The following is a 26,473-nucleotide window of genomic DNA, read 5'->3' as shown; positions in this document are numbered from 1 at the left end:
ACACTACCTTTCGTTTTCTTTTTTACATGCCCCAGTTCAACCAACCACGCACGGCATTCAGTGAGAACACAAAATACATAATGGCCATTTGCGGAACGCCCACGCTTAAAAATAAACTCATTGAGACGACATTTGTAACCAACCATAGGATCCAGCTCGATCGTTTACGCTGTACTACTTGCATATATTGGGCAATGATGGCGGTCGCATTGTTAAAAGCGTCCCAAAAGATATAGACACCACCAAGCCACCAGCTCAAGCCCCCAAGCAGGAAAAAGCCAATAAAGATAGCAAACAAAACCATTCGCCAATTAGTATGCTCGTCAATCTTGACTAAGCCATCACGGTCCTTATGGTTTTCCCATTCTCGATAGCCAAAGAATTGAGTGATCAAGTAATAAAGGCTGGTAAACATATCGCCATAAATTTTGCTACGCCCTGCCACAATAGCGGCTGACAAATTTTGAATACCATTAAAAATAAAATTTCCTTGCCATTTCTTGGCTAAACCAATCACGCCTATAAGCCCTAAGTAAGAAACCAAGTTAGGCAAATTAAACCAACCATTTTGAAATGATCCCCAAACTGTAATGACCACCAGTGCGAGGTCAACTATGATATTAATTGTTTTCTGATTCTTCATTTTCATCGAAAATCGTTTCCCACCCTTTCGCTATATTATTCCATGCTTCTTGAACATCGATAGAATTTGGAATGGCTCGAAAGCTTTCTCTTTTTAGCCACTGAATGACCGTGTAAAGATCCACATACCTTTGTACCTTTTCTAGGTTTTCTTCACTAAGTCCAGAAAAGTCAATCTTGTATAATTCTTTCTTTAAAATTCTAATCGCTTCTGCTTTATTCATTTTTTTACCTCTTTCTAATGCCAAAGATTTCTAATACACCTTCTTGAGTTGCTTCAGATAATTTATCGGTTAACCACGTTATGCTTGATGAGTTAGGGAAATCATTAATAAAGTTTGAATTAGCGTTTTCAATAACAGAAACAATACGTCCGCGAACATGGTCGTCCCAATTTTCGTTAATTTCTCTATCGATAAATTCATACTTGCTTTCCCGTTCATCTTTCCCTTGAATCCATTCAATGGCTTCTAAAATTTTAATGCCTCTTTTTAAATCATCGCTTTCTTTTGATAATTCAAACAAGGTGTTGAGCACTGTATATTTATTCATATCCCATCACCTCGGGGTTCTCGTACACGTTAGCAATGATTTCAAAATCACCAAAGAACTCTAAAGCTGTTTGGTAATCATCACTTTTGTCAAGGGTCATATAAAAACCAACGTGTGGATAAAGATCAGGTTCGTTGGAAAATTCCTCCCAATGTTGGGCTGAATATTCACCAAATTTAACAAGAGATACTGAACATAGACCATAATCTTTGACAATATCGCCTTCGTATAAGTCAACGCCGTTCATATCTGTTAATCCCGTCCATCTCATCAGGATAATGTCGTCAAAACTTAGGGTATTATCTTGACAGCCACAACCATCAAAAGTGTTAATTTCTCCATAGTTAAAATCCATGGTATTAACGGGTTCCATTGTTTGTGTAAGTTTATTCCACGCTCTAAATTTAGGAATCATAAAGCGTCCCTCCATTCAATTTGTCTGCCACAAAACGGGCAATAGTTATATGTGTTCCATTCCATAGACGTTAGCTCGTATTGCCATTCATTGCACGAAACTAAAAAATCAAGTTTTTTATACCTAAGCCATGGACATGTTTTACTCATACGCCCGTGCTCCCAAAGCCACCAGTGTTGCGGTCAGTTTGCGGTAGCTCGTCAACTTCTAATACTTCGAATGCTGGTAAGGGTTGAATGATGAGTTGGGCAATCTTATTACCTTTGTTAACGGCATAAGGACAAACAAAGCTACACATGACCTTGAGTTCCCCTGTATAGCCGCTATCAATAATGCCTTCGTGTACTCTTAAGCCTGTGTGACTTGTTAAGCCGCTTCGCCCTACCAATCGTCCGTAATAACCGTCAGGAATTTTAATCGCTATTCCTGTTGAAACGGTTTTAGGCATAATACTATTCTCGTCCGCTTCAAACTTTTGATCAGCATAGATATCAAAACCAGCGTCTGTTTCATGAGCCTTGGTGGGCAATTTAGCGGTATTTGTTAGGCGTTTAACCCTTAGTATCTGTTCATCGTCCCTTACTTCATAACCGTTCACAATAGCTTCCAGTAAGATCTTTTGACGCTGAATATTTTCTTCTTCCTCGCTTGAAAACAACCAAGCTTCCAGTCGTTCGTCAATTGGGTCATAATGATTGTTAAAAAAGAGATCCTTTAAGGTAAAGCCTTGTTCAAAGCCACCTTCGAAACGGTTCTCGATCCATGTCGCCACCACTTGTGGGACAAGTATTTTGTTACTCATCTGCTATCACCTCGATTTGAATATAGCTTGGAATGTGACAACCTTTTGCATAAACGCATGTGTAATTAGCGATAAAACTCGTTTCAGGGATAGTCAATTCCAATTGTAAGATCATCTATAATGCCCCATTCATCTCTTCCGTCTTGGATAAAGGTCACGTCATTGAATTCTGCTTCAATTTCTCTAACGAAATCATTTGACAACATACCGTTATCGTCATGCAAGTATTCCATAATTTTTATTCGCTCGTCTTCACTTATGTTGGATTCATAGTGGTAATTAAGGTCAATCTTCAATTTCATCATGTATTCCCCTAAATAAATGTCTTTTGATTCGGTCTCTGCCCACTTTATCGATAGCGTCTAAAGCTTCAGTTTCTGTTAAAAATAAAGGAGTATTTGCTGCGGCATAAGGAACGGTATCCACAAACAGTTCTTCTCTTTGATAGTCGAAAGCGATTATAGAATAGAAATCTAACTTATAAAGGGTAGAATCTTTATTGATTGTTAGGTCTTCCAACTCTTTCATCACGTCTTCAGCGGTTTCGATCTCGTAACCATTCTTTTGTGCTTCGTGTAGCAATTTTGCTCTATCGTTATAATCACTTTGGTCCACCCAATGATTAACTTTTTCTTGCATTTCTAAGTATTCCGCCACGATTTGTGGCACTTTTACCTTTTCACTCATCATCAATCACCCCAAACAGAAAATCTTTTATGCGTTTCCCTCCAACTAAGTCGACCGCTTGCCATAATTTTTCTTTGCTAGAAAACATAATGGCATTAGCGACAGGATAAGACATTTCTACTGAATACAAACCTTCATCTACACAAGCTAATCCATAAGCGTATTTATTACCCCAATCATAATCATCGTCTACGTCTGATAAAGCTTTGAGTTCGTCTGCTACGGCGTCTTTCTCAAGTTCGTATTGGCAGTGGTCTTTAGTCGGGTAAGTATTTCCTTCTTTTAAGCGGTCATAATCAGTTGGGTCATTATCCCAAATCATTGGCATAACCACTTTATGGATATACCAGTACTGATCACCTTGCTGTGGGATATCTCCACTGACTTCCAGTAGGTTTAGAAACTCTTTGGTTCTCTCGACTTTTTCTTCGTATTCTTCTAAGCGTTGGTTCAAGACTTCATAGTTATCCATCACTAGTTCCTCCATTCTGTGGCGACCAGTTCTTCGCCTTGATTTGTTTCAATGCGATAGATTTGTAAAGTGCGTTTGGTGTAACTATCACCCGTTATGTCGTATTGACCAATGAGTTCGGGTTGGCTAGTGACTTCCAGTGGGTGTTGGTCTTTGAAGAATGTTGTTAAAAGCAAAACAATGAAAGCAAGCATTGTAAAAACACCACAAGCCGCAAAGAAATAAAGAACTGGGTTTTTATCTTCCATGTCTGTTGCCTCCTTACCCGATCATTTCTTCGACTAGTTTCTTGAGTTCTTCTTTTGTTAAGGTCATTCTGGTACTCCTTCCCAATCTTGTAGGCTAAAGGCTCGTGCGAAAAGGATGGCTTCGCACTCGTCTTCAGTCGGTTCTATGTCATAAAGGTCTTTCACCATGGCTATGGCTGCTTTCTTAGCGTCTTTGCGCTTACGGGCTTTAATGCCCACCAACTTGCGCCATTCGCTCGCTTTTATCACATTCACGAAATACCCTTTTTCTTCTAAACAAATTTCTAATGTGCCTTCCAGCTTGGCTAGTTTCTCGTACACTACGGGGTTACGCTGTACCTGTATGCCTTCAATAAACACAAAGCCTACCTCGTAATGTTCGCAAAGCCACATGGCCTTGCGGATTATTTCTCTAATGCGGTCATTCACTTCGCCTACGGGTTTAATCACGTCATAAGCGATAATGTCTGCACTTCCCATCTCCATCACGCAAAAACCAGTTGCTGTTGTGGACTGATCAAATGCGATTAACTTCAACTAATAAACCTCCAGTCGTCCTGTGCTAAGTACTCTGATTTCAAGTCCCCTATAATGACTAGCTTTTTCTTGGCTCGAGTGATTGCCACGTATGCCAAGTTACGGGTGTCGAGATCGCTTGGTTTATAGGCCACCACGTCCCATTCGCTGCCTTGTGACTTGTGGATCGTTAGTCCGTATGCGAGATCGAAATTGTAAGCCAAGTCTTGCGGCGTGTTAAGCCGTACTTTTCTTCCCGTTGTCTTGCTCTCAATGAGGTCATAATCAATAATCGTAAACAGTTCACCATTAAAGTGTTTTCCCTTCTTGTTCGTTTTAGCAATGATCTTGTCGCCAATTGAAAACTCGGGGTAAATCGAGGCAGGAGCGTCTTTAAGTTTTTGTTGCTCGTTAGTTCCTTTCACGTCTGCATTAGTGAAAGTGAGTAAGACCTCTGCTCCTTCATCTTCAAAAGCAGATTGGATCGTGGGTGCAAAGACAATGTTTGGGGTATTCATATTAGCGTTTTGTGGAATACCAATAACTTCTTTGCCTAAAGCGATAATGTCCGCCGCTTCTGACCGTCTATTTTCTTTGAGTTCGCTAACCGTAACGGATTGTTGCAAGAGTTCAAAAGGACGTCCATACTCGATCGGCGGTAATTGGTTCTTATCTCCTACAAACACCAATTGCTGGTTCTTATAATTATTGATTAGGCCTTTAAAGAGTGGGGTTGATAACATACCGCTTTCATCAATCACGATAGCGTCACAATCTTCGGGTTTATAAATATAGCTATGGATGGTTCGAACCGTGACGTTGTCCTCCAGCTTCTCTTGCAAGGCTTCCTTGGCTTTATGGGTAGGCGCCAGCACCACCACTCGCTGATCGTTCTCTTTGAGTTGATTAATGATATTCGCTGTGACAAATGATTTCCCTGTCCCTGCACCACCAATTAAGCATGAGACCTTGTGTGTGACGCATGTTTCTAGGGCTTCCATCTGTTCGTTTGAGCGTTTCAATAGGTCAGGAAGTTCAGCGGTGTAGATGGTATTATTAACCTTCTGGTGGGCAGGTAAGTTACGGATAAACTTAGCAACCGCCAGTGTGTCGTATGTGGTATAAGTGTTAGGCGCTTTATACAAGACCACGCCTGTGCCCTCCAGGTCTTCTGTGCCTAAGTCGAGTGAAACATAGTCACTACTTCGGGCAAGCATGAGGGTGGTCACGTCATAGAACACTCGGGCTCGCCGCTCTTGATCTGCTGTGTAAGGGATCTCATAGCGGTCGAGGGCTCGCTTGGTTTGCTTGAAGCCATAACGCTCGAGGTTCATAAAAGCTTTGAAAGGCTCGATTTCTAGTAGACGGTGAAAGAACTCTAGGGCGTTATATTCGTAAGCGGGCTTAGGGTATTGAAAAGCATTGCTGGCATAAGCATAGGTGTACGTTCGTTCGATATTGTTAGTTAGTGCTTTTGAAAAGTCATACACGATTAGTTCTCCTCTCTACAAATGAGTGCGATCTCACGGTCATCCAGTCCGTCTGCTCGCATTTGGTCTTTAACAAGGGCTTCCAGGTCGAGGGCTTCCTTAAACCATAGTTCATACTCAGGATTGGCTTGGGTATCTCGTAAGTATTTAATAACTTGATAATAAGTTTCGTTACGTCTGCCTTCTGGAACACCATTGGTGAGGACCTCTTTGAGCAGGCGTGCTTGGGCATGATCGAAATCAATTAGTGATTTGTTACTGTCTTTGAATTGCACCACGTTCGCATGGTGTTCAGATTCATCTTCATCAGGTTGGAACTGATCCACATTAACGAGTGTGCCCACCACGGTTGAGATATCTTTTTCAGCTAAGGGGTAACCCATGAGTTGTGAGATCTTAGCGCTTGCGGGGTCAAACTCAAGACTTAACATGTCTGCCACACCCTTGACCGTGTACTTGTACTCTTTTTTAGTCATGTCTTTGTCTGCCATGAGAATGATTCGCCAGCGCTTCTCCCCATTGAAGTAATACTTAGGGGTTGGATACACTAAACCAAAAAGATCTAAGGACTGTAAGCGGTCTTCAATCGATTCTCGGGTGTAGTCGCCATCGTCAATATCAATACTGATTAGGCGTTTACCACCAACGTAATTGCTATCATTGCGTTCATCATCTTTGAATACGCCATCGAGGAAATAACAGAGATTATGTTTCTTAATCTCCTTGTATTCTTCTTCAGTGTTAGCTTGCGATAGCAACTCGATTCCTTGCACCTCGTTCTCAATGTCGTCTGTCGTGCTAATAAAGGATTGCAAGGTTTCATTCTCACTTCGTGCCATTTGCTTACCGATATAGCCTGTCTTGAGATTAAGGGTGAATTCTTTGAACAGGATCTTGTTAAGCTGTTCTTCCTGTTGTTCGGCAAAAGCTTGCTCTTGTTCCTTCTCGACTTCCAGTTCTTCTTGGAACAATTGCTCTTCATCTTTATAGTCAAACCCTTTAAATTCAAAGGCTTCATCAGGGATCACAATCCAGCGTGCATTTTCTTGGTGATAACGCTTATTACTCTTGAATTGGGTAATACCTAGCTCTTGAGTGTCCTTAAGAACGTTAGCGAGTTCGTTTGATCCTACAATCTCCTTGAATTCTGTTGGCTTTACATACCAAACATTGCCATCTCTACGCCACACTTTTGACATTAAGCGACTTAGCGCGTCCAATATTTGTTCTTCACTGACCGCTTGTTGCTGATACATTGCAAACATCATGCGTTTAGCTGGCTCGACATATTTAATCTCATCAAGTAACACCAGTGGGTCAGCATTCCGATTTCTCACTTGAACAAAACCGAGATTCGTTTGGAAACGGAATCTATGGCCTTCATACTGTAAATTAAGCGAAGGGTCGTCCAGGATCACAATGCTAGGTTTTAACCAATCCGTCTTATTCTTTCCCTTCCCTACTGAACGAGTGGCGTTAGCGTATACCATCATCTGTTCTTCAAATGCATCAGCCACATTTAAATCAAGGGACTTCCAGGACGAGTTTTCACCTTTTCTTACTGTTGTTAAGTAATTAATCTTCTTAACCAATAGCACTTGCTTACCATCTGTTTCTTCAATAAAGTTTTGCGATAAATATAAATTTGAAAAGATCGCTATATCATCTTTCTGTAAACCCATGGCAAGCAATAATTCAAAGGTTCGATTATAACCACCCATGGCTAGAAACAAGACTTCAGGATTAACAATCTTAGACATCGTTCCTTTCTTGATTCGTTCATAGACACGTTTCAAATTTTTTCTCGATTTATCAAAAATGATTTCTGCCACTTGCTTTCTTCTCCCCTTTCTGCTATTCTAAGAATAGAAATTAAATAAGAGGCCGATTTATCTCCTCTGTCCAACTCACAAAAGTTTGTGAAGTTACAAAAGGACAGAGGGGATATTTTTTTATATATAATACTAATACCCTATTTATTAGGTGTAACTTTGTAACATGACCCCTCATAATGCTGTCATATCAATGGATTTGGAAGTTACACTAGGTGTTACAGGGGGTGTTACAGTTACAAAATAAAGATCGTTTTCATTACGATTTATGTTATTTTTTACTTTTTGTAACACCCGCTGTAACCTTTTGTGTAACATGACGTAACTCCTTGCGCCCCAAGGGATTTGCCCTTGTTTTTCAAAATTTCACAAAGTACCCTTGTAACATGGTTTTATAACTTAAAATGGAAGTTCTTCCTCGCCAATTCCTCCGAACGGATCCTCAGGTTCGTCAGGAACGGGTTCGAATTCATAATTGCGGTACGGGAAATCTGGATTTTTTTTGTTCTTAGATAGGCGTAATTTCATCAGAACCTGGTTGCCTACCCCACGATCACTAAATGCTTCAGCGGTTTTCACTTCATCATTCAATTCAGATTCAGCCGCTTTAATGTCTAGCAACTCATTTAGTTTTAATAAGATACGTGCGTTTTTCTTCTTAACAAAGTCTGGCACCTCATCTTCAAAACTTAGGCTTAGAAACTCGATCGATCCTTTATGCTCGCCTGATACGACTTCTAAGTTAAAAGTGATTTCTGATTGACTAAGTTTTTCATTGTAGCGTGTGCCCGCTGATTTCAAGCGCACCACATAGTCACCTGACGGTAGGTCTTCAAAATCGGATACGGTATCTTTCTTAGGGTCAAAACCTTCGTTCTTAACTTCTTTTAATGTGTCTAGTAATCCCATAATTAATCTTCTCCTTCTTGTTCTTGTAATAACGGTAGTAATTCCATTTGTTTAATCGCTTTACGGTCGCCTAGCAATTGGTCTTTTGCTCGAGTAGATTCGCTAGGTTGTAAAATGATTATGCGTTCTTCACTGTCATCTTTGCTGTTCTTATACATTACTAATCGCCCGACCAAGGGTATGATTCCCATGCAAGCGTCTAAGTTTCTAACGTCTGGTTGTTTCTGTGTGTACACACCACCACTTTCTCTTGTAATTTCCTTGTCCTTTTCATGGGCTAGGAATAATAAATTCTTTTGCAAATTCTTTAGTTCGCTGATTAGTTCAAGAATGATTCGATCGAACACGCCGTAATCCTTAAGTTCAGGCATGCCACTGGTGGTCTTTCTTGCTCGTTCATTGAGCCAAAATTTCTGGAAGGTGGATAAGTTATCAATGACCACATTGTCATAGTGATCCACATGCTTGATTAAAAACTTCAGGAAATTCTCAAGTTCCTCATTAGGCTTGTCAGCGTCCATATAAAGCACGGTAACGTTGGGCAAACCTTCCAGTACCTGATACATACCATCGACCGAGAGAACCAGTGTATTGCCCTTTAGCGAGCGAACCATGTAGGTCTTACCCTTACCAGGCTCTGAATAGATCAAGGCTGTCCAAGCATCAAGGCGTTTGATTTCTTCGGCTTTTAATATTTTCATCGATATCTCACGCCCCGATCCTGCTCGATCGTGACCCCATCAACAGTTTCACCTTCGTGCATTTTCAGGTAATCGAGGACTGACTTCTTATCGACTTTCGGTTTTTGCGGAACCAGGAAGTGTTCAGGGATCGCTTCTTCATCAGTGACCACCACGCGTTTAGGATTGTTTTGCGTCCAGATAGTGAAGATTGGTGTCTTGATCTTTTGCTTGCCTGTGGCTTCCATTTCCTCTTGAAGGGTCTGTTTCATACGTTTTATGTTTCGCTGATAGGACTGCTTCCGTTTGGTTAAGCGATCGATCTCGTTCTTCTGTTTCTCCATGTCACCTTCCAGTTCGGTGATGACCTTGATATACCCTTCCGCCTTGTCCTCAAACACGTCATTAATGCTGTCTAAGGTGTCTTGATACATTTGATAGGCTTCTGGGTCATTCTCAATGTCTGTGGTCTGTAAGAGGTCTAAGAGGATCTGATAGCGTTCGGATAGTTCATAGATATTCATTAGTTACCCATCTCCCTCATCAGTTCGTCTAATTTTTGAAGGAAATCGACTTCCTCGCATAAATGTTCATGCTCTGTTTCTGGTTCTGCGACATCCATAGGGTTGCCATCTAAATCAGTGAATTCAATCGTGATATTAGCCACCACTGGTTCATAGCCCAATAGATCAGCGATTTTCCCAAGATCTTTTAATCCATGCTCTCTCATCAATTCAATAGCTTTTTCAAATTCTTCTATATCGTTGTATGCATAGGCTTTCTTAGCGTCCATAATGCTGTCAGCGTTCATAATATCGAAAGCGACTGAATTTTCTTTTAATTGAATATCGTTTAAGTAGCTACCGTCTTCTTTATCAACAAAGATAAATTGTTTTTCTTTTCGTTTATTAGTCATGAATCATTTCTCCTTTATTTCTCTGGCATAGGGAACAGTTCAACATAATCGTTATCGTCATGTGGATCAGATTGCGCCACGTCAACCGCCAAGTTATATTCTTCCTTAATGGTTAACTTGTAATACTGGTTGTCTGAAGTGACCTTATCTTCTAGGATTTGCTTCATGATTCTGCCTAGCTTTCGGCCATCATCAGTGATCGTGTCGAGATCTGCTTTGCGTTTATCTAAAATATCTTGAGCTTCCTTTTCTGTGGAACAATAATATTCCGTGGTTTGGTTTAAAACTTTAATCATTGATAACAACCTTTCCGTTATTTGTGTTATACTAGGGATAGGTTTCAAGAGGGACGACTTTCTTAGTCGTCTTTTTTTATACCCAGAACTTCATAACGAAAGCCTTGCCGCTTTGTCCAAAAATTATTTTCAGTGACAAATAGTGTGGCTTCGTCACGATCGTCAAAGCTAAACTCTTTAATAACCTTCCCGTTCTTCTTCTTAACAACAATTGTTTTCACTGGTCGCACCAACTTTGATAAGCTTCTGCCAACTCAAGGGCTGCTAAGATAAAACTCTTATTCGGGTCACTCGCTAGTTCAAGGTGTTCTAACCATTCCTTGAAACCTTCAACGCTGTCATAGTTTTGACCTTGAATAATGTGCGAAACAGGTATCCCCACTTCTTTTGAAACCAACTGAAGAAATTCTTCGCTAGGTTCTTTGAGACCTTTTTCGATATCATTAATCAAGCTCGGTTTCACACCTAAACGCTTAGCAAAACTTTGAACACCATGGCCTTCTTCCAGGCGAATGAGTTGAATATTATCTCCTACATTTGACAATCGTCTTCACCCTCCTCGCCTTGCATTTTTGCATAGTAAGCGCGAACAATACCTAGGAAGTAACCGTTAAAAAACATGGATATGATTAGTAAAGATACGATAAACGGTGTCATGGTCTCACCTCTTTCTACTCAAACTCAAATTCAAATTTCACGTTTTCAATCTCTTCAATTGTTTCTGAAAGCTCTTGAGATAACCTTGCAGCTTTATCTACTAACTTTGAAAGCTCTTCAGCACCATTTACTTTTATAGTTACCCATTCACCTTTAGCTAATGGTGAAACATTCTTATCGGTGTCAGGAATTTTCTTTCCCATTGGTTTACTCATCTCTTTCTATTTAAACTTCTGTTCGTCCATATATCTTAGATAATCAACAAAGCGACTAATGATCACGACTGTGGTTCGCTGCGTTGGTTTGATGACTCCGTCAGAGAATTCTGGATTGTGATACATAGCGTTCACATACTTAGCGGCTTGTTGTCGACCAATGCCTTGAAAGATATAAGGAATTTCTGACGTGATACAGGCATACACCAGATTCTTGTCAGGCACTTCAATTTCAGCTAGGTTCATAATTAGTTCACTCCTTAAGGTATTTATTTCAAATAATCGTTAGCAATGTGTTTTTTTATTCTTCTCACCCCTTACATCTACGCCGTTAACTAGCAGACCTCCATTTGTTTTAGAAACCGATTAATGAAATAGGTTTGCCCCTTGCCTGTAACCTTAGGTGTTTTTGTCACGGTGACTGTGCCGTTAGGGTTATTAATGGTGCGTTCTTTAATCTCAAATAGGCCCAGCTCCATGCTCTTTTGCGTTGGCATGTTGCGATCTGTCCCCTTACGTGCGATAAGATATCCTTTATCTCTTAACCATTGGAACAATCGATTTTGACCAGTTTCCACACCATTTTGTTTTAGAATCTTGGCGAGTTCTCCAACTAAAATAGACGTGTGGCTCGTTTCTACAGCGTCAGCAAATAATGCTTTGGGTTGCATCTCTTTGATAACGAGGTCTTTTTGTTTGAGCTGCTCGCCTGCTTGAAGCAACAAGTCAGCTAATGCGTTAGGGTTGTGTGTAATGTCATAAGCTTTTTCATCGGTCATATACGCCCCATGCTTACGGATAGCTGGTAGCACCTCGCTAGTCACCCAACGTTTAAATCGCTTAGCGCTTGGCAGCTTCGATTTTAAGATTAGGCTGTACAGGCCTGATTCGTTGATCAACCAACCTCCACGCTGTCCTAAACTCGATAACGATTCGTTATTCAGTTTGTCTTCCTTGTCTACGTGGTCTCGCAAAGCTTTGCTTGCGTTTTGATAACCGAGAATATTCGTCACATCTTTGCCTACAAAATAGGGCTCGTTATCTATAACTAGTGTTCTAACCTGCTGGTCTTCAAATTCAAATAATTTTAGTTCATTCATTTTGATTAACTCCTTTTTATGTCTTCTGTCTATCATGTTGAACATTATAAGTAAAAAAAATATCAGACACCTCAATATCAAATGCCTTAGCCAACTTTTTTAAGCTTGCTGTCGAAGTTTCTGTTATAGCTCCGCTTTCCAAACCAGCAATGAGTGCTCTACTAACATTAGATATTTCAGAGAGCTCTTGTTGTGTCCAGCCTTTTTCGTTTCTTAACTCTTTAATCCTATAAGAAACATTGTGCATATCTCCACCGCCTTTCCTTCAACTTGACTTTAGTCTAACATGTTAGACGACAGCTGTCAATCATGATGAACAAAATGTTGAAAAATAATTCCCATCGTGATATCATATGTCTAAAATGTTAGACTTTCATTATAAATACGTGAGGAGAGAAAAAAATGCATTTAGGGGAAATAATAAAAAAGTATCGTACACAAAATAATATGAGCATGGACTCATTTTCAAAAAGATCAGGTATTTCAAAAGCTTACATATCTGTTTTAGAAAAGAATAAGGATCCACGAAACGGAAAGAAAGTCACACCTTCCATTCCAATAATAAAGAAGGCAGCAGAAGGTATGGGTGTTATGTTTGATGACCTTTTTAACCAATTAGATAATGAAGATACAGTTTCTTTTAAACAAAGTTCATCTACCACACTTGACTCTGTTACTGAAACAACATCAAAATTAATAGAACGCCGTCAGCAAAAGGTTCTGCACTACGCTGAAAACCAGCTCGAACAACAGAATACAGTTAATGAAGAAAACGAAACCTACACCTTACGTAAACGCCCTTCCGCTGCTGGTTCAGCCATTTATGTTGATGATGATGAATATAATTATGAAGTCGTGTCAGCGTCTGTTGTGCCTAAAGGTGCAGACGAACTGGTGGAAATTACTGGTGATAGTATGCAACCGCTGATTCAAAAAGGTGATGAAGTATATATTCGCCACCAGCCTACTGTTGAGAATGGTGAAGTCGCTATCGTGAGAATCGCTGATGAAGGGGTTACTTGCAAGCGAGTTTATACGAATGAAGACGGAATTATTTTAAGAAGTGAAAATCCTAAGTATGATGATATGCATCTGGAAGCTAATCAGGTAACAATTTTAGGTAAGGTTATTTTATAGGAAGGAAGTAATTATGAAGTTCGGACCACGAAAGCCCGACATGAAGAAAAGTATATCTGCACGAACAACTGGAAAAGCAAAAAGAACTTTAAAGAAATCTATTGACCCTTCTTATGGTAAAAAGGGAATGGGCTATATCAAGAATCCTAAAAAGGCTGCTTATAACAAATTGTATAACAAGACTACCTATTCTCCCTTAAGAAGCCCGTATGTTTCATCAAGTGATAGTGACGGCATTGGTTGTTTACTAATAGCAGCCTTTGTTGGAACACCAGCAACTTTTGGATTGTTACATATTACTTCAGGTTTCTTCCAGTTGATATGTTTATTAGGTCTTTTATTATGCTTAGCAATTGATGCCCTGCTTTTGATTTCTGGTTATTATTTCTCCGCTGAACACCCAGTGATTGCATTTGTTCTGTTTTCTATTATTTCATTTTTCTGGACGTTAGTTTTCGGACTAGATACTTTTATTAGATTTGTTCCCTTAATAGCAATTTGGGCAACCTATGTAGGAGGAATAAGTTTAAGATATAGACAATAAAAAAGTCCCACTCTCATAATTTTTGCGAATCAAGAGTGGGCGAGGTCATTTATAGAAAGGAGCATTTGGTGCTTGAGGCATGTAATTCGGCTTTTAACTATTCTATTTGTTGGAATTGCTCTATATAGCAAGATTATAGATCGCCCTGTTCAACCCTGGCTAATCGCAGCGGGAATCACGTTTATTGTTTCTCTTGGCTTAACCCTTATTGCTGATAACCTTAGTTATAACCCTGACGGTCCTAAGGAAACCAGCTATAAACTCATGCAAGTATTAGAGGTTGAGCCTGATGAGATAACCGTTTCGTACACAGCGTATTTTGGTGAGTTTTATAAAGATTATAACTTTGATAAAAAAGCCCGTATGCGAGTAAATAATGATGAGTCAAAAGTGCTGGATATTTACTTTTTTGATATAGGGGATGAATCAGTTATAGAGGTTCTAAACGACTTAAACTATCCCGTATCAAATCAATTAATTGAATCTTTAGAGCAAGATAAAGGGGTTTTACTAAATAAAGAAAAGGAAGTAGGGGTTCTCATACGCAGCCGTCCCTTTGATAAGAATGATTTAAAGATTATATATGATCCCCAACTTTATGAAATTGAAGAAAAATTTTATTAGTAACATAAATAAGGAAAGGTGATTGTGTGAGTACGACAACCGGTGTTCGGCTGAAGCAAATAATGTCAGAAAGAAATCTAAGACAAGTGGATATTTTAGAAAAGTCTAAACCGTATCAAGAGCAACTCGGGATCTATTTAAATAAGAGTCATTTTTCTCAATACGTTAATGATAAATCAAGTCCTGATAAACGAAAGTTATATTTGCTAGGCAAGACCCTGGACGTCAGTATGGAATGGCTAATGGGATATGATGACGTTCGCAAAGAAAGAAACAATGTATAAAGAGCCCAATCTCTTGATCACTACTATAAATAGTAGTATGATAATAGTAGAAGGTCAAGGAGGGGTGCAATGAAAATAACTCAAGCTGAATATAGGAAGAAGAAAAAAAGAGCAAAAAGAAAAGACACCATTGAACTAGCCGCAAAACTAATCACAATAGTGTCTACCGTATACAACTTAATCCACTCGCTACTTAACGATTAAATTGTGAAGGGAAGTTGACCTTCCTTCCCTTTCATTTTAATTGATTGAAAGGAAGATTGCAATGAATAAAATCAAAAAGCAAAATTTAAGAATTACTTTTTGGCTTATCCTATTACTCATTAATATTATTATTTGGTTAAGGAGATTATAATTATGGAAATTTTATCAAAGGAGGAGCTCTACCATCTCATCACTAGCGAAAGTCGCTATCGCATCTCTAAAGAAGTAGGCATCAGTCAAAACACCTTATCAAACTATGCAAACAAAATAACCCCCATTGGGAAGATGTCATTAGATAATGCCATTAAACTCACAGAATATGCAAAGAAGTTAAAAAATAAAATAGATAGGAGATAGAAAATGGCTCATTATAATTTTACGCCTGTTATTAACTATGTAGGGCTATATGATCACGTTAATACCACCCCTTCACATAGAATTACTTCGATCTTAAATATTGATAACATTTCCAGTATATTATTAGAAGTCGGGCTAAGTGCTTTACAGTACACCAAGCACCCTGAAGAATCAATTGATTTTTTTCTAAATGTTTCACTCATATATACTCTAGGTGATAAAGACCGTATCATCCTTAATCATCTATCATATAACATTTCAGAGAAAACTTTGATTGATGGCAATGAAAAGACTAGTTTACTTATCCGATTGCTGGATAATGATTTAATCAAAAAATACAAAGAAGAAATTATTACTTTAGATTTAAAGAGTTCTTACATAGAAGTAGTTGTATTCTACTCGTCTGAGAAAATAGAAACTATGGAAGAATATATAGAAGCAAGCTCCGTTTCTAATAATTTCTTATATAAAACAAAGTTGCCTATTATAACTGGTGATGACTATGAGTAATAACATTGTTGATTTTCCTGATAAAGATGAATTTCAAGCCAGAAAACTTCCTGAAAATGATAAAATAGACTTGAAGGAGGACGAGGGTATGGATAAATTTGATATTCTTTTTAAGGAATTAAAGGATGATATGCGTGAACGTGAAGAGCGCTCAGAAAAACGATATCAGGAACAGAAAGAATTATTAGCGAATAGCGTAGAAAAACAGTTAGATTCTCACTTTAACTCTATTGATGATCAATTTAATTCTTTAGAGAAATCTGTGGCAAACAACCGTGAAGAGGTTATCAAAACTAAATATAGTGTATGGCTAGTGATAGTCGGAACAATCGGTACGATTATCGTTGCTGTGATTAATCAACTTCCGAATATTATAGATGCTTTCACAAAATAGCAATTTTGTTGACAATAAAAAAGCCCCACTCTCATAACTTTGGCGAGTCAAGAGTGGAGCTGAGATAAAGAAATATTAAGAAAAAAATCCAACACTTAAGGAATGTAAAAGGTAAGTGGGCTTTTTTTCTATACCCAATTTTAACATAAGGAGTGATAAAAGTGTGGGTTGTACAACAAAATAATGGGAAATTTAAATACACCGAACGTTATAAAGATCGCTTGACAGGTAAAACCAAATATGTGTCCACCACCCTCACTAAAGATAGTCCACAGGCACATAATACAGCGAAACAAATTCTCGGTGAAAAGATTCATAAGAAACAAACAAGTTCGTCTGACATTGGCTTTTCTAAACTAGCGCACAAATGGGTGGAAGTCATGAAACAGTCAGAATTAACCTTAGCGACAAAGTCGATTTATGAATCACAAGTCAATGTGTTAGTAAGGAAATTGGGTGACACGAAGATTAAAAAGCTAACCGCTCCTTTTATCAATAATATTTTATTGGGTTATCTAAATGAAGGGCAAGCTTATAATACATTATTAATGCGCTTGAATGTGATTAAACTCATTTTAATCTTTGGATATGATTATGGTTTCTTTGATAAGCGATTCCCTGTTGAAGATCTCAAAGTGCCTAAGATTAACATGCCTAAGAAAACAGCTTTAACAGACAAATACTTAGAACCTGATGAAGCGGAAAAAGTTTTTGCTGCACTGGAAGACCGTAACCTGATGCAATATGTATATCTATTTAAAATTCAAATGTATACAGGGATGCGTTTCAATGAAGCAACTGCTCTATCACTTCCACAAATTGATTTTGACGATCGGAAGATACTTGTTAACCGCCAATATATTTATCCTAAAAGAGATTACGATTTACCTAAAGGCGGCAAAATTAGAACCACGGCTTATAACCTCCAGTTGGCTAAACTTTTTGACGAGATATTGGAACGCAGAAAGGGTCTGATTAAGTTACATGGCGAGACCGACCTTTTGATATTCAAACCTAATTTAACGCCATACACCTTAACCAGTGCCAATGATTATTTAAAAACAATAGACTTTCCAAAGAAAATCACAACACATATTTTTAGGCATACTTACATCACACGCATGGTTGAAAATTATGTGCCAGCAAAATTAATCGCCAAGCAAGTTGGCCACGAGGACACCACAATGATTGATCAAATTTACGGTCACTTCAGCCCAAAAATGAAGGACGATTTATCCAATAAAATTAATGAAATTGAGTTCTAAATGCTACTTTTTTGCTACCTTTCGCGATTTGAAAACTATGAAAACTTGTCGTATCAATGGTTTTAAGGCGTTCCTTGTATAATTATACATTATACCGTGAAAAGGGTGAAAAACCAATGCCAGCCCTTTTATTTCTGACCTCTCACATGGCTTCTAAGCAAAAAAGCGAGTCTTGGTGATGCCAAAAGCTCGCTTATAATCATGTGTCTGCCACAAAAATTGACTAAATAAAAAACGAGTGGGGTAAACACTCGTTTTTTATTACTTGTTTAATTAGAAGTGGATGTAGGATGACGCTGCTGCAGAACCAGCATCAACGGTACGGTAAGTCACGTTTGGTGAACCACCGAAGTTCATTTCTGAAATACGGATGGAACCATCTGGGTTAACCCCTTCAACAAAGGCAACGTGGCCATAACCAGAGGCACCTGCAACCCCGGCTGGGAAGGAAACCACAGAGCCGACGGTTGGTTTATTTGATACGGGGATACCATGATTACTTGCAGTATATGCCCATTGGTTAGCGTTACCCATAGGACCAGGAACTGGTTTACCTAAGGCATGTAGACGGTTGATGACATAATAAGTACATTGTCCCGCTGGAGCTAAACCACGTGGGTCAACACTCCCATCGTAAGCAGATAAGACAGTCGCATTGTTTGTGCTTACTGGTTGAGCTTGAACTTGGGTGTTGGCTGCTTGGTAAGTTTGGGCTTGTAATTGAGCCTTTTCAATTTCAGCTTGTTTAGCAGCTTCAGCGGCCTTTTGTTCTTCAGCTTCCTTAGCAGCTTGAGCGGCCTTTTGCGCTTCAGCTTCCTTAGCAGCTTGGGCAGCTTTTTGGGCTTCCGCTTCTTTGGCTGCTTGTTCTGCTTGAGCTTGAGCAGCCTTTTGCGCTTCGGCTTCCTTAGCAGCTTGGGCTTGCGCTTGTTCTGCTTGAGCTTTTTCAGCAGCTTCTTTGGCTTGAGCAGCTTCAGCATCTACAGCTGCTTCTGCTTTTACTTCTTTGGCTGGAGCTGGGCTAGCTACTTCTGCTTCAACAACTTCTGCTTTAGGAGCTACTTCAGCTTCTGCCACTTCTGGAGTTGCTGGTGCTTCAACTGGGCTTGCGCTTTCTTCTACGTGACCTTCATTAGCAGTCACTTCAGGAAGTTCATAAGCGATTTTTTCTTCAACCACTTGGTCTTGAGGAGCTGCTTGGTATTCAGCAACTGGCGCTGGGCTTTCTTGTAAAGCCACCTTCACTTGTAATTGTTGACCAATTAAGATTAAATCCCCTCGTAAACCGTTCAAGTCACGAATGGCTTGAGCAGTGGTGTTAAACTCAGCAGCAATCTTGTTTAAAGTGTCTCCAGCAACAACAGTATAAACGCCATTAGCATCTGAAGTTTGGCTAGTAGTGGTTTTTGCAGCTGGTGCTGGTTTTTCAGCTTTAACTTCTTTTTTATTAGAAACTTGAGGAGTTTCTGCAGAAGGAACGTCTAAGGTTTCCCCAGCAAAGATAAGGTTAACATCTTCAATGTTGTTACCGTCACGTAATTCTTCAATAGTGGTATTAAATTGAAGTGCTAATTCAGATAGAGTGTCCCCTACCTTAATGGTATATTCAGCCGCGTCAACATTTGGAGCGATAACAGCTGCCAAGGCCGCCGAAGTCAGTACAGATGTTCCTAACATGATTTTCTTTGTCTTTTTCATAATTCTGTTTTACCCCCAGAAATTTTTAAAATTTATTAAAATCTATTTATTCACAATATCTATTATATATGCTGGGGAATTTTTTTGGGTAACAAGTCGATTACAAATTATTTCATTTTCGCCTTCTTAGTGAAAAATTAAAAGCTTATCTTTTATAGGCCATATCTTTTTAAAGAATTATTAAATATTGCTATGGCCGCTTTCCTGGGGGACTTTTTTCTTCAAGTCGTTTTTTGAGAGAAATTATTCCTTAGCTCTGTAATATTTCTGTAATATACTTTGTAATATTGAAACATTTCCTGTCTTTTTTGCGAAATAGATCGATGCAATCCAGGGCTTTTCCTCATTTTATTTATAATTAGCCTGACTTCTCCTCAATCGTTCTGAATACCTCTAAGTGAGATTCTTCATGTCGTCTTGATAGCCTTGCTATAATGGAAGTGATATCGTCTGAGGTGATTAACTCTCTAGAAAGAAGGCTGAAAAGTGAAAACAAGTCCATTTAAAGCCAATAAATTGCAGACCGAAGTGGCTAAGTCACACGCCCTCTCAATCATCGAGGCCATTGCCGTAGGAGCCTTAGCGGGATTCTTCGCAGTCCTCTACCGCTATTTATTAGGCTATGCTTCCCAGTGGCACACTTGGCTCTTTAGCCAAATTCATTTAAGCTTTATCGCTATAACTATTATTACGGTCATCCTCATGGCCTGGGTTACCGGCTACTTATTAAAACGGTCCCCCCTCTCTGGAGGCAGTGGCATCCCTCAGGTGACTGGGGAATTGCTGGGGCAATTTAATATGCCGGTTCTTTCCTTATTATTGTCAAAATTTGTAGGGGGTCTTTTTGCCATTATTAGCGGGATGTCTTTAGGACGCGAGGGCCCTTCAATTCAAATCGGGGCGGCTGTGGCTAAGGGTTACAGTAAAAAGCGCCAGACTAGCCCCGAAGACACTCGCCTCTTAATTACCGCCGGGGCCGCTGCCGGTTTAGCAGCTGCCTTTAATGCTCCAATTGCGGCGAGCTTATTTGTATTAGAAGAGATTCATAAGAGTATTTCTTCCTTTATCTTAATTCCCGCCCTGATTTCAGCCATCTTAGCTGACTTGATCTCTAAATCGCTATTTGGTTTACAACCCTCCTTTGCCCTAAAAACACCAGAAAGCTTTCCCTTGAAACTTTATTTTGCTCTTATCCTTTTGGGGATAGCCTCTGCTGTTATCGGCTATTGCTTTTCCAAGTCACTTTTAGCCTTGCAAACCACCATGCAAAAGTTTTTTCCAAAAATAATTCACCGGGTGATGGTCGGTTTCCTATTGGCTGCTTTAGTTTCCTATGGTTTTTCTTGGATAACCGGGTCAGGGCATGAACTGGTTTTTGACTTTATCGCCCAGCCCTTTTCCCTGAAGTTCCTCCTAGTCATTCTCTTTGCCAAGATTTTTTTCACCGCTTTTTGCTATAGCACAGGGGTTCCTGGTGGGATTTTTCTTCCCACCTTAGCCATTGGTTGCCTCAGTGGAGCCAGCGTTTTTATGCTTATTCAACTTTTTCTTCCTATTGATTCAGCCTTATTAACTAATTTCATGGTTTTAGGCATGGTTGGGGTTCTAACGGCTGTGGTGCGTTCCCCCTTAACTTCTATCATTCTCGTAGTGGAAATGGTAGGCAATCTCAACAACCTCCTACCCTTGGCCATTGTGGCTGCCCTTGCCTATATCATCTGCGAAAGACTGGGCCTGGCACCTATTTATGAAAGCCTTTATGAACGGATGCAGGACAAAGCAGCGACAAAACTCACCAAGAAAAAAATTAGCCTGACTTATCAAGTGAGTGTCCTCTCCCAATTCAACCAGCTAGCCGTCAAAGCCTTAGCCTTTCCGCCTAGTGCCCTGCTCTTAAATATTGAACGTAAGGGGCAAAGTATCACTCCACATGGTGATACCACACTCCAAGCCCTAGATACGGTCAAGATCTTGTTAGATGAAGACGATTTAGCCGCTAGTAAAAAATATATCCACTCTATGAATAAAGATTAACAATAAGTAGAGTGTGACAGTCACACCAAAGGACGAAATCGCTGGAGAAAACTGGGAAAAGCTCAGTTATAAGGATGAGAGGACGCCGTCAGAGACTTGAATCGCTACGCATACTATATCTGTAACTCGCTAACGCTTCGAACAGCTATAGCAACTGGAAGAAAAAGAGCCTGAGACTTTTGTCCCAGGCTCTTTTAAATGATAAATTTATCTGTACTTCTTATTCTTTGTCTTCTGAAAAGCTATTCTTAACTCCATCAACTGCTCCCTTTACGGAGTCCTTCACATCGTTAACTGCTTCTTTAGCTTGGGCAGATAGATCTTCAGTCTTGCCTTCGTTTTCGGTTTCTTTGTCATCAAATACTTTTCCAGCGGTTTCTTTAACTTTACCCTTAATTTGATCAAATTTTTCTGACATAACTTTTCCTCCTTTTATCTTATATTCCCATTTTAACACGATCAAAGAGGTCTTTAAAATGATATGGTTAGCCTATCGCTTGCGTCACCCTTTATTAAAAATAAGTTGACAAGATTATCCTGATCTTTGTAAAATATAAAATGCTTATAGCTATTCGTTAAGATTATTCAGAAAGGAAGATACTTGCATGACAACCAGTCAAGCGGTTTTAGAACAGCTTATGGTAGCGCCCCTTAGTGGCCAGGTCCTAGCCGACCAACTCAACCTCTCCCGTAATGCAGTATGGAAGGCGGTTGAAAACCTGCGTAAGGAAGGCTTCGTCATCGAATCTGGAAAGCAAGGCTACCAGATTCAAGCCTTACCCCAACGGCTAAACCAGAGTCTATTGACTTATTACCTGGACCAAGGGGAAGCCAAGTGGAAGCTCATTCTTTTAGATGAAGTTGGGTCTACCAATGAATATATCAAGGCCTATAAGAGTCAACACCAAGATGACTTGGTTATTTGTGCTAGTCAAAAACAAACAGCCGGCAAGGGACGTCTAGGAAAAAGTTTCTATTCTTCCTTAGAGGATGGCTTGTATGTCAGTTTGGCTCTGAAGCCCAATTGTTCTAGCCCAGCTGAAGTGCCTCTCTACACCCTCTTAGCGGCCAGTGCCGTGATCGACACTTTGGGGAGTTACTTAGCTGAACCCATCCAGGTCAAGTGGGTTAACGATCTCTTCTACCAAGGTCACAAGGCCGCCGGAATCCTTTGCGAAATGGTCTCTGACTTAGAGATTCCTAGTGTGTCTTATATTGTCATCGGTTTGGGTCTGAATTTAGCCGGTGACTTGTCTAAAGTGGCTGATATTAGGGAAATTGCTGGGACCTTTTTTGGAAAAGACTTGCCTAAAGACTTTAATATTAACCAATTCTTAGCTGACCTGATCCAATGCTTTATGGCCTACCATCACCACTTTGCCCAAGGTGAATTTCTAGACACCTATAAGAAACACCTACTGGGTCTGGGTAAAGAAGTAAGTTACCAAGAAAACCAGGTCAATAAAACTGGAAAAATAAAAGGGATTAATGAACAAGGCCAGCTCTTAGTGGAAGATAGCGCTGGAAACATCCATGCCCTAGTCAGCCCCAATATTCATTTTGGGAGTCAACAATTCGTTAGCGACTAGCTAGAAGCAAAAGCCTATTAACCCAGCTTAAATCTCTGGTTAATAGACGCAGTGGCTCAAAGGCCCTGTTAATCGATCTTTGCATAAGGAGAAAACAAAAATGAAAACCAAAGAAATTACTCGTATTGCTTTGATGATAGCCCTGTTGGTTATCGCTTCTCAGTTAACTATTCCTATCGGGATTGTTCCCTTTACCCTTCAAACCTTTGCGGTTAACTTAATTGCCTTATTTTTAAAACCTAAGGAAGCCTTTCTTACCACCCTGCTCTACTTGCTGGGCGGCTTAATCGGATTACCTTTCTTTGCCGGTTTCCATGGCGGCTTCCAAAGTGTTCTAACCCCTTCCTTTGGCTTTATTATTGGCTTCCTTGCTGCCGCTAGCCTGGTTTCAACCTATTTAGCTAAGCAAGCCAATCCAGGGCCTAGAGAATACCTCATTGCCCTAGTCATTAATTACTTAGTGACCAATTCAATTGGCTTTGTCTATATGGCCTTTATTTTAAACAGCTATATGGGCAAGGGCCTTTCCATCGGTGGGCTTTTAGCCATTGGGATCACTCCCTTTATTCTGGCTGAAATTCTCAAAAGCGCCCTGGCCTTTATCTTAGCCCTGCGTTTACGTCCACTCTTAAAGCGCAGAAACTTACTTGACTAAAAAAAGTGTGACCAAGTTGATCAACTTGGTCACACTTTTTTCTATTATAATTAATCCAAGATAAGAGAGACTAAATCCTCGATAGCAAGCTTGCCAATGTTATCTTGGTAGTTGCCGGCTTTTAGTCCTGCAGCAATTCCAGCTTGGTCATAAGTCATTCCAATCATAGCTTGGTCGACTTGGTCTGGTTGGCCAAAACTCATATCTCCATAAGTCTTGAAATCAGTAATAAGTCCATCACTAATATTAAAGTTAAAAGCCACGGTGCCTACCCCAGGGTAATAAGCTGTCTTATAGTAATGGAAGCCAGGATTGGACCCATAATTCCATTCGTCCTTGCCATAAAAATCAGCCACCCGTTGGTCAATAATCGCCCAGTCCTCATCGGTTAGGGTATAGCGTTGGATAGAATCCAAGTCCTCTGTATGGAAGATTTTTTTAAGCAGGGCCTCTTTAAAGGCTTCTGTAGATAAGTCAGCTAAGTCACCTTTTAATAGAGGTTTGAGGTTAGAGACCCGTTTATCTACCGACTTGACCCCTTTGGTTTTCAACTTATCTTGGTTAGGGGTCAGCACCCGCCCTGCTTGTTGGGTATCCAAATCATATAAGAGGGTTCCACCAGCTGCCAAGGCATTTTCTACCTTGACCATGGACATGCCAGAAATTTTTAAGTCGTCCACCACAATGTCGTTACGACCTTTGATTTGGACCCCTTCAATTCCTAGAGCAGTCAAGGCATCAATAATCGGTTGGGCATAGTAAGAAAAATCACCATAATGTGAGGTATCGCCAACGACAATATTCTCAAAGACAATGTTGCCATAGTCTTGATAAACAGCTCCCCCACCACCCGTACGCCGGACTAAGGTGATATCATTCTTTTCTAAATAGTCTAGATCAACTTCTGCATAGGCATTTTGATTTTTACCGATAATGACACAGGGAGCATTAATATACATAATTAAACCGTGGCCTTCAAGGGCTAGATCATTGATCAGATAATTATCCAGCGATTGGTTAACAATAGGATCATAAACCGCTTGACCATGGCGTGACGTATCAATAAAAAACATGGAAAGATCTTCCTCCTTATTTATTTTCTAGCCTCTAACCGGGGTATTTTTTAAACATTTTACACTTTAAATTATAGCATAGAAACCGCCTTCTTTTCTGTTCCTTTGTCCCTTGAATTCTTATTGGAGCATGGCTCATTCTATGGTAATATGCACTTATTAAGCCAGAAAGGAAAATAACCATGTCGCTAGCTTTGGAATTTATCGATAAATTTAACCAGCTCCTAGGCGATGAAGCCGCTGACTTCTTCGCCGCTCTTAATAAAGAAGAGGCCCAAAAAGCCTTTCGTATCAACCCCCTAAAAGCCAAGGCCCAAGCCATTTGTCAATCTTACTTTGCAGAAGAATTAACCCCCTGTCCTTATAGTCCATGGGGGTATTTAGGTCAAGTCGACGGAAACTCTCCCCTCCATCAAGCTGGACTGGTCTATAGCCAGGAAGCTTCAGCCATGGCGGTTGCTAGTGTGGTCCAAGCCCAGCCGGGAGAAAAAATCCTTGACCTCTGTGCCGCACCAGGAGGAAAGTCTACTCAGATTGCTGCTGATATGCAGGGTCAAGGGCTCTTGGTCGCTAATGAAATTATTCCGAAGCGGGCCAAGATCTTAGCCGAAAACATTGAAAGAATGGGCATTTCCAACGCGCTGGTAACCAACCACGATCCCGAAAGTCTGGCTGCATATTTCCCGGGCTTTTTCGATAAGATCCTGGTTGACGCCCCCTGTTCCGGTGAAGGCATGTTTACCAAAAGTCAAGCGGCTCGTGAGGGCTGGAGTAAAGAGACGCCCCTCCTCTGCCAAGAGCGGCAAAAGGAAATTCTGAGCCAAGCAGTTCGAATGCTAAAAGCAGGCGGTCAATTAATCTATTCCACCTGTACCTTCTCCCCAGAGGAAAACGAAGAGATTATTGCCTGGCTATTGGACCAAGGGGACTTTGACTTAGAATGGATTGACCAATTTCCTGCTGAAACGATCTCTAGAGGCCGAAGTGACTGGAGTCAATCTGCCTATGATCTCTCCGCCTGTGTGAGAATTTGGCCCCATCGTTCCATCGGCGAGGGCCACTTTATTGCCCGGCTCAAGGCCAAAGACAGTCTTAATACTGACCAAGTAGTACCAAAAGCTAAGAAGAAACGTCCTAAAAAGGGCAAAAGACATGCAGGTAAGGCTAAAGCTTCACCCTACCGCTTATTAGAGCCAGAAGAAAAGAAAAATCTCGCTGCCTTAACCCAAGCCTTCCCTAATGAGGACTACCAAGATCGAGAAGTGATTGCTAAAGGCGACCAGGTTTGGCTCCTCCCTCCTGGCCTCACTTATCAGATGCTGATGGAAGGCCCCCTCAATCAATTACACAGTCTCCGTCTGGGTCTCCACCTAGGGAGCTTACTTAAAAATCGTTTCCAACCCAGCTATGCTTGGGCCATGGCCTTGGCTCCCAAAGCCACTTATCCTCAAATTGAAATCAGCTACGATGACTGGGTAAATTATGTTCAAGGTCTCACCTTAGCTTATCCTGGCAACCAAGGTTGGGTCCTCTTAGTTTACCAAGGGATGGTCATTAGCTTTGGCAAACAAGTCCAAGGAACAGTTAAAAACTTCTTTCCCAAAGGATTGCGTTTTCACCCATGACAATGGGAAGTCAGAAGCGCTTCTGCTATACTAGGGGCAAAGAATCGGATTTTG

At 40.2% G+C, this 26,473-nt stretch carries 39 protein-coding genes and 1 pseudogene; 13 read left to right on the top strand and 27 right to left on the bottom strand.

Annotated features, from left to right (window positions below; translation table 11 throughout):
• Positions 1 to 22: 22 nt before the first annotated feature.
• The 24 genes from pnuC to DBT49_RS01720 all read right to left on the bottom strand — a co-directional run bounded on the left by pnuC (position 23) and on the right by DBT49_RS01720 (position 12,676).
• Positions 23 to 649: a nicotinamide riboside transporter PnuC gene (gene pnuC, locus DBT49_RS01835; protein ID WP_070559438.1), complete on the bottom strand. Its 627-nt coding sequence runs from the start codon at positions 647 to 649 to the stop codon at positions 23 to 25.
• A complete protein-coding gene (locus tag DBT49_RS01830) occupies positions 621 to 866 on the bottom strand; it encodes a hypothetical protein (protein WP_070559440.1) in 246 nt (81 codons plus the stop codon). Before DBT49_RS01830 ends, pnuC begins: the two co-directional genes overlap by 29 nt.
• A 4-nt stretch (positions 867 to 870) precedes the next feature.
• The gene (locus DBT49_RS01825) at positions 871 to 1,194 is read right to left on the bottom strand and encodes a hypothetical protein (RefSeq protein ID WP_070559442.1); all 324 of its coding nucleotides are present in this window, start codon (positions 1,192 to 1,194) and stop codon (positions 871 to 873) included.
• The gene (locus DBT49_RS01820; protein ID WP_070559444.1) at positions 1,187 to 1,609 is read right to left on the bottom strand and encodes a YopX family protein; all 423 of its coding nucleotides are present in this window, start codon (positions 1,607 to 1,609) and stop codon (positions 1,187 to 1,189) included. The genes DBT49_RS01825 and DBT49_RS01820 overlap by 8 nt, the downstream gene beginning before the upstream one ends.
• A gap of 145 nt (positions 1,610 to 1,754) precedes the next feature.
• Positions 1,755 to 2,411, bottom strand: coding sequence for a dUTP diphosphatase (gene dut / locus DBT49_RS01815; RefSeq protein WP_083300471.1), 657 nt, complete (start codon positions 2,409 to 2,411; stop codon positions 1,755 to 1,757).
• A gap of 83 nt (positions 2,412 to 2,494) precedes the next feature.
• Positions 2,495 to 2,713: a hypothetical protein gene (locus tag DBT49_RS01810; protein WP_070559445.1), complete on the bottom strand. Its 219-nt coding sequence runs from the start codon at positions 2,711 to 2,713 to the stop codon at positions 2,495 to 2,497.
• A complete protein-coding gene (locus DBT49_RS01805; RefSeq protein ID WP_070559446.1) occupies positions 2,697 to 3,098 on the bottom strand; it encodes a hypothetical protein in 402 nt (133 codons plus the stop codon). Before DBT49_RS01805 ends, DBT49_RS01810 begins: the two co-directional genes overlap by 17 nt.
• A complete protein-coding gene (locus tag DBT49_RS01800) occupies positions 3,091 to 3,570 on the bottom strand; it encodes a hypothetical protein (RefSeq protein WP_070559447.1) in 480 nt (159 codons plus the stop codon). The genes DBT49_RS01805 and DBT49_RS01800 overlap by 8 nt, the downstream gene beginning before the upstream one ends.
• A 2-nt stretch (positions 3,571 to 3,572) precedes the next feature.
• Positions 3,573 to 3,818, bottom strand: coding sequence for a hypothetical protein (locus DBT49_RS01795; protein ID WP_070559448.1), 246 nt, complete (start codon positions 3,816 to 3,818; stop codon positions 3,573 to 3,575).
• A 63-nt stretch (positions 3,819 to 3,881) separates the two neighbouring features.
• Positions 3,882 to 4,355: a crossover junction endodeoxyribonuclease RuvC gene (locus tag DBT49_RS01790; RefSeq protein ID WP_070559449.1), complete on the bottom strand. Its 474-nt coding sequence runs from the start codon at positions 4,353 to 4,355 to the stop codon at positions 3,882 to 3,884.
• On the bottom strand, positions 4,352 to 5,824 hold the full coding sequence (locus tag DBT49_RS01785; RefSeq protein WP_111872420.1) for an ATP-dependent DNA helicase: 1,473 nt from the start codon (positions 5,822 to 5,824) through the stop codon (positions 4,352 to 4,354). Before DBT49_RS01785 ends, DBT49_RS01790 begins: the two co-directional genes overlap by 4 nt.
• A gap of 2 nt (positions 5,825 to 5,826) precedes the next feature.
• Entirely contained in the window at positions 5,827 to 7,656 is a 1,830-nt protein-coding gene (locus DBT49_RS01780) for a hypothetical protein (RefSeq protein ID WP_070559451.1), read from the bottom strand.
• A 399-nt stretch (positions 7,657 to 8,055) separates the two neighbouring features.
• Positions 8,056 to 8,565, bottom strand: a complete 510-nt coding sequence (locus DBT49_RS01775) for a DUF669 domain-containing protein (RefSeq protein WP_111872421.1) — start codon at positions 8,563 to 8,565, stop codon at positions 8,056 to 8,058.
• 2 nt (positions 8,566 to 8,567) lie between these two features.
• Entirely contained in the window at positions 8,568 to 9,266 is a 699-nt protein-coding gene (locus DBT49_RS01770) for an AAA family ATPase (RefSeq protein WP_070559453.1), read from the bottom strand.
• Positions 9,263 to 9,769: a siphovirus Gp157 family protein gene (locus tag DBT49_RS01765; protein ID WP_070559454.1), complete on the bottom strand. Its 507-nt coding sequence runs from the start codon at positions 9,767 to 9,769 to the stop codon at positions 9,263 to 9,265. The genes DBT49_RS01770 and DBT49_RS01765 overlap by 4 nt, the downstream gene beginning before the upstream one ends.
• Positions 9,769 to 10,161, bottom strand: a complete 393-nt coding sequence (locus DBT49_RS01760) for a hypothetical protein (protein WP_070559455.1) — start codon at positions 10,159 to 10,161, stop codon at positions 9,769 to 9,771. Before DBT49_RS01760 ends, DBT49_RS01765 begins: the two co-directional genes overlap by 1 nt.
• A gap of 14 nt (positions 10,162 to 10,175) precedes the next feature.
• A complete protein-coding gene (locus tag DBT49_RS01755) occupies positions 10,176 to 10,457 on the bottom strand; it encodes a hypothetical protein (RefSeq protein WP_070559456.1) in 282 nt (93 codons plus the stop codon).
• Positions 10,458 to 10,519: 62 nt separating this feature from the next.
• On the bottom strand, positions 10,520 to 10,678 hold the full coding sequence (locus tag DBT49_RS01750; protein ID WP_168163195.1) for a hypothetical protein: 159 nt from the start codon (positions 10,676 to 10,678) through the stop codon (positions 10,520 to 10,522).
• Entirely contained in the window at positions 10,675 to 11,001 is a 327-nt protein-coding gene (locus DBT49_RS01745) for a helix-turn-helix domain-containing protein (RefSeq protein ID WP_070559457.1), read from the bottom strand. Before DBT49_RS01745 ends, DBT49_RS01750 begins: the two co-directional genes overlap by 4 nt.
• The gene (locus DBT49_RS01740) at positions 10,989 to 11,114 is read right to left on the bottom strand and encodes a hypothetical protein (protein ID WP_256374777.1); all 126 of its coding nucleotides are present in this window, start codon (positions 11,112 to 11,114) and stop codon (positions 10,989 to 10,991) included. The genes DBT49_RS01745 and DBT49_RS01740 overlap by 13 nt, the downstream gene beginning before the upstream one ends.
• A 14-nt stretch (positions 11,115 to 11,128) precedes the next feature.
• Positions 11,129 to 11,317 (bottom strand): hypothetical protein, encoded by a 189-nt coding sequence (locus tag DBT49_RS01735; protein WP_070559458.1) that lies wholly within the window; start codon positions 11,315 to 11,317, stop codon positions 11,129 to 11,131.
• 18 nt (positions 11,318 to 11,335) lie between these two features.
• A complete protein-coding gene (locus tag DBT49_RS01730; protein WP_070559459.1) occupies positions 11,336 to 11,575 on the bottom strand; it encodes a hypothetical protein in 240 nt (79 codons plus the stop codon).
• An 89-nt stretch (positions 11,576 to 11,664) separates the two neighbouring features.
• Positions 11,665 to 12,429 carry a phage antirepressor gene (locus DBT49_RS01725; RefSeq protein ID WP_070559460.1) on the bottom strand — a complete coding sequence of 255 codons (765 nt, stop codon included), beginning with the start codon at positions 12,427 to 12,429 and terminating at the stop codon, positions 11,665 to 11,667.
• A gap of 16 nt (positions 12,430 to 12,445) precedes the next feature.
• Positions 12,446 to 12,676, bottom strand: a complete 231-nt coding sequence (locus DBT49_RS01720) for a helix-turn-helix transcriptional regulator (RefSeq protein ID WP_070559461.1) — start codon at positions 12,674 to 12,676, stop codon at positions 12,446 to 12,448.
• Between the two features lie 155 nt (positions 12,677 to 12,831).
• Here DBT49_RS01720 and DBT49_RS01715 point away from each other — a divergent pair, with 155 nt between their 5' ends.
• From DBT49_RS01715 to DBT49_RS01675, 9 genes and pseudogenes are all read left to right on the top strand, one after another.
• Positions 12,832 to 13,566, top strand: coding sequence for a helix-turn-helix domain-containing protein (locus tag DBT49_RS01715; RefSeq protein ID WP_070559462.1), 735 nt, complete (start codon positions 12,832 to 12,834; stop codon positions 13,564 to 13,566).
• 13 nt (positions 13,567 to 13,579) lie between these two features.
• Positions 13,580 to 13,759: pseudogene (locus tag DBT49_RS01710) on the top strand (hypothetical protein); the annotation flags it as partial.
• A gap of 423 nt (positions 13,760 to 14,182) precedes the next feature.
• A complete protein-coding gene (locus tag DBT49_RS01705) occupies positions 14,183 to 14,734 on the top strand; it encodes a hypothetical protein (protein ID WP_070559463.1) in 552 nt (183 codons plus the stop codon).
• Between the two features lie 62 nt (positions 14,735 to 14,796).
• Positions 14,797 to 15,018, top strand: coding sequence for a hypothetical protein (locus DBT49_RS01700; protein WP_210386518.1), 222 nt, complete (start codon positions 14,797 to 14,799; stop codon positions 15,016 to 15,018).
• Positions 15,019 to 15,087: 69 nt separating this feature from the next.
• The gene (locus DBT49_RS01695) at positions 15,088 to 15,222 is read left to right on the top strand and encodes a hypothetical protein (RefSeq protein ID WP_256374778.1); all 135 of its coding nucleotides are present in this window, start codon (positions 15,088 to 15,090) and stop codon (positions 15,220 to 15,222) included.
• A 153-nt stretch (positions 15,223 to 15,375) separates the two neighbouring features.
• Positions 15,376 to 15,579, top strand: a complete 204-nt coding sequence (locus tag DBT49_RS01690) for an XRE family transcriptional regulator (protein ID WP_224785471.1) — start codon at positions 15,376 to 15,378, stop codon at positions 15,577 to 15,579.
• 3 nt (positions 15,580 to 15,582) lie between these two features.
• Positions 15,583 to 16,089, top strand: coding sequence for a hypothetical protein (locus tag DBT49_RS01685; RefSeq protein WP_070559465.1), 507 nt, complete (start codon positions 15,583 to 15,585; stop codon positions 16,087 to 16,089).
• Positions 16,082 to 16,483, top strand: coding sequence for a hypothetical protein (locus DBT49_RS01680; RefSeq protein ID WP_070559466.1), 402 nt, complete (start codon positions 16,082 to 16,084; stop codon positions 16,481 to 16,483). Before DBT49_RS01685 ends, DBT49_RS01680 begins: the two co-directional genes overlap by 8 nt.
• A gap of 161 nt (positions 16,484 to 16,644) precedes the next feature.
• Positions 16,645 to 17,748 carry a tyrosine-type recombinase/integrase gene (locus DBT49_RS01675; protein ID WP_111872422.1) on the top strand — a complete coding sequence of 368 codons (1,104 nt, stop codon included), beginning with the start codon at positions 16,645 to 16,647 and terminating at the stop codon, positions 17,746 to 17,748.
• Positions 17,749 to 18,021: 273 nt separating this feature from the next.
• Here the strand turns inward: DBT49_RS01675 and DBT49_RS01670 are convergent, their stop codons facing one another.
• On the bottom strand, positions 18,022 to 19,443 hold the full coding sequence (locus tag DBT49_RS01670) for a LysM peptidoglycan-binding domain-containing protein (protein WP_083300472.1): 1,422 nt from the start codon (positions 19,441 to 19,443) through the stop codon (positions 18,022 to 18,024).
• Between the two features lie 486 nt (positions 19,444 to 19,929).
• Here DBT49_RS01670 and DBT49_RS01665 point away from each other — a divergent pair, with 486 nt between their 5' ends.
• Positions 19,930 to 21,477 (top strand): ClC family H(+)/Cl(-) exchange transporter, encoded by a 1,548-nt coding sequence (locus tag DBT49_RS01665; RefSeq protein ID WP_111872423.1) that lies wholly within the window; start codon positions 19,930 to 19,932, stop codon positions 21,475 to 21,477.
• Between the two features lie 220 nt (positions 21,478 to 21,697).
• Here DBT49_RS01665 and DBT49_RS01660 read toward each other — a convergent pair whose 3' ends face one another.
• Positions 21,698 to 21,895, bottom strand: coding sequence for a CsbD family protein (locus DBT49_RS01660; protein ID WP_070559469.1), 198 nt, complete (start codon positions 21,893 to 21,895; stop codon positions 21,698 to 21,700).
• Between the two features lie 187 nt (positions 21,896 to 22,082).
• On the opposite strand from DBT49_RS01660, the gene DBT49_RS01655 reads away from it, so the two are divergent.
• Together DBT49_RS01655 and DBT49_RS01650 are read left to right on the top strand one after the other, a co-directional pair.
• Positions 22,083 to 23,066, top strand: a complete 984-nt coding sequence (locus tag DBT49_RS01655; RefSeq protein WP_070559470.1) for a biotin--[acetyl-CoA-carboxylase] ligase — start codon at positions 22,083 to 22,085, stop codon at positions 23,064 to 23,066.
• Between the two features lie 100 nt (positions 23,067 to 23,166).
• Positions 23,167 to 23,721, top strand: a complete 555-nt coding sequence (locus tag DBT49_RS01650) for a biotin transporter BioY (protein ID WP_013668916.1) — start codon at positions 23,167 to 23,169, stop codon at positions 23,719 to 23,721.
• 50 nt (positions 23,722 to 23,771) lie between these two features.
• Here DBT49_RS01650 and DBT49_RS01645 read toward each other — a convergent pair whose 3' ends face one another.
• Positions 23,772 to 24,794: a lipoate--protein ligase gene (locus DBT49_RS01645; protein ID WP_070559471.1), complete on the bottom strand. Its 1,023-nt coding sequence runs from the start codon at positions 24,792 to 24,794 to the stop codon at positions 23,772 to 23,774.
• Between the two features lie 182 nt (positions 24,795 to 24,976).
• Between DBT49_RS01645 and DBT49_RS01640 the strand changes: the two genes are divergently transcribed.
• Positions 24,977 to 26,419, top strand: a complete 1,443-nt coding sequence (locus tag DBT49_RS01640) for an RsmB/NOP family class I SAM-dependent RNA methyltransferase (RefSeq protein ID WP_070559472.1) — start codon at positions 24,977 to 24,979, stop codon at positions 26,417 to 26,419.
• Positions 26,420 to 26,473: the final 54 nt, after the last annotated feature.

The sequence above is a fragment of the Aerococcus mictus genome (assembly GCF_003286595.3).
GTDB lineage: Bacteria > Bacillota > Bacilli > Lactobacillales > Aerococcaceae > Aerococcus > Aerococcus mictus.
Note: the sequence above shows the minus strand (reverse complement) of the source record. Positions and strands in the feature narration are given on the sequence as shown.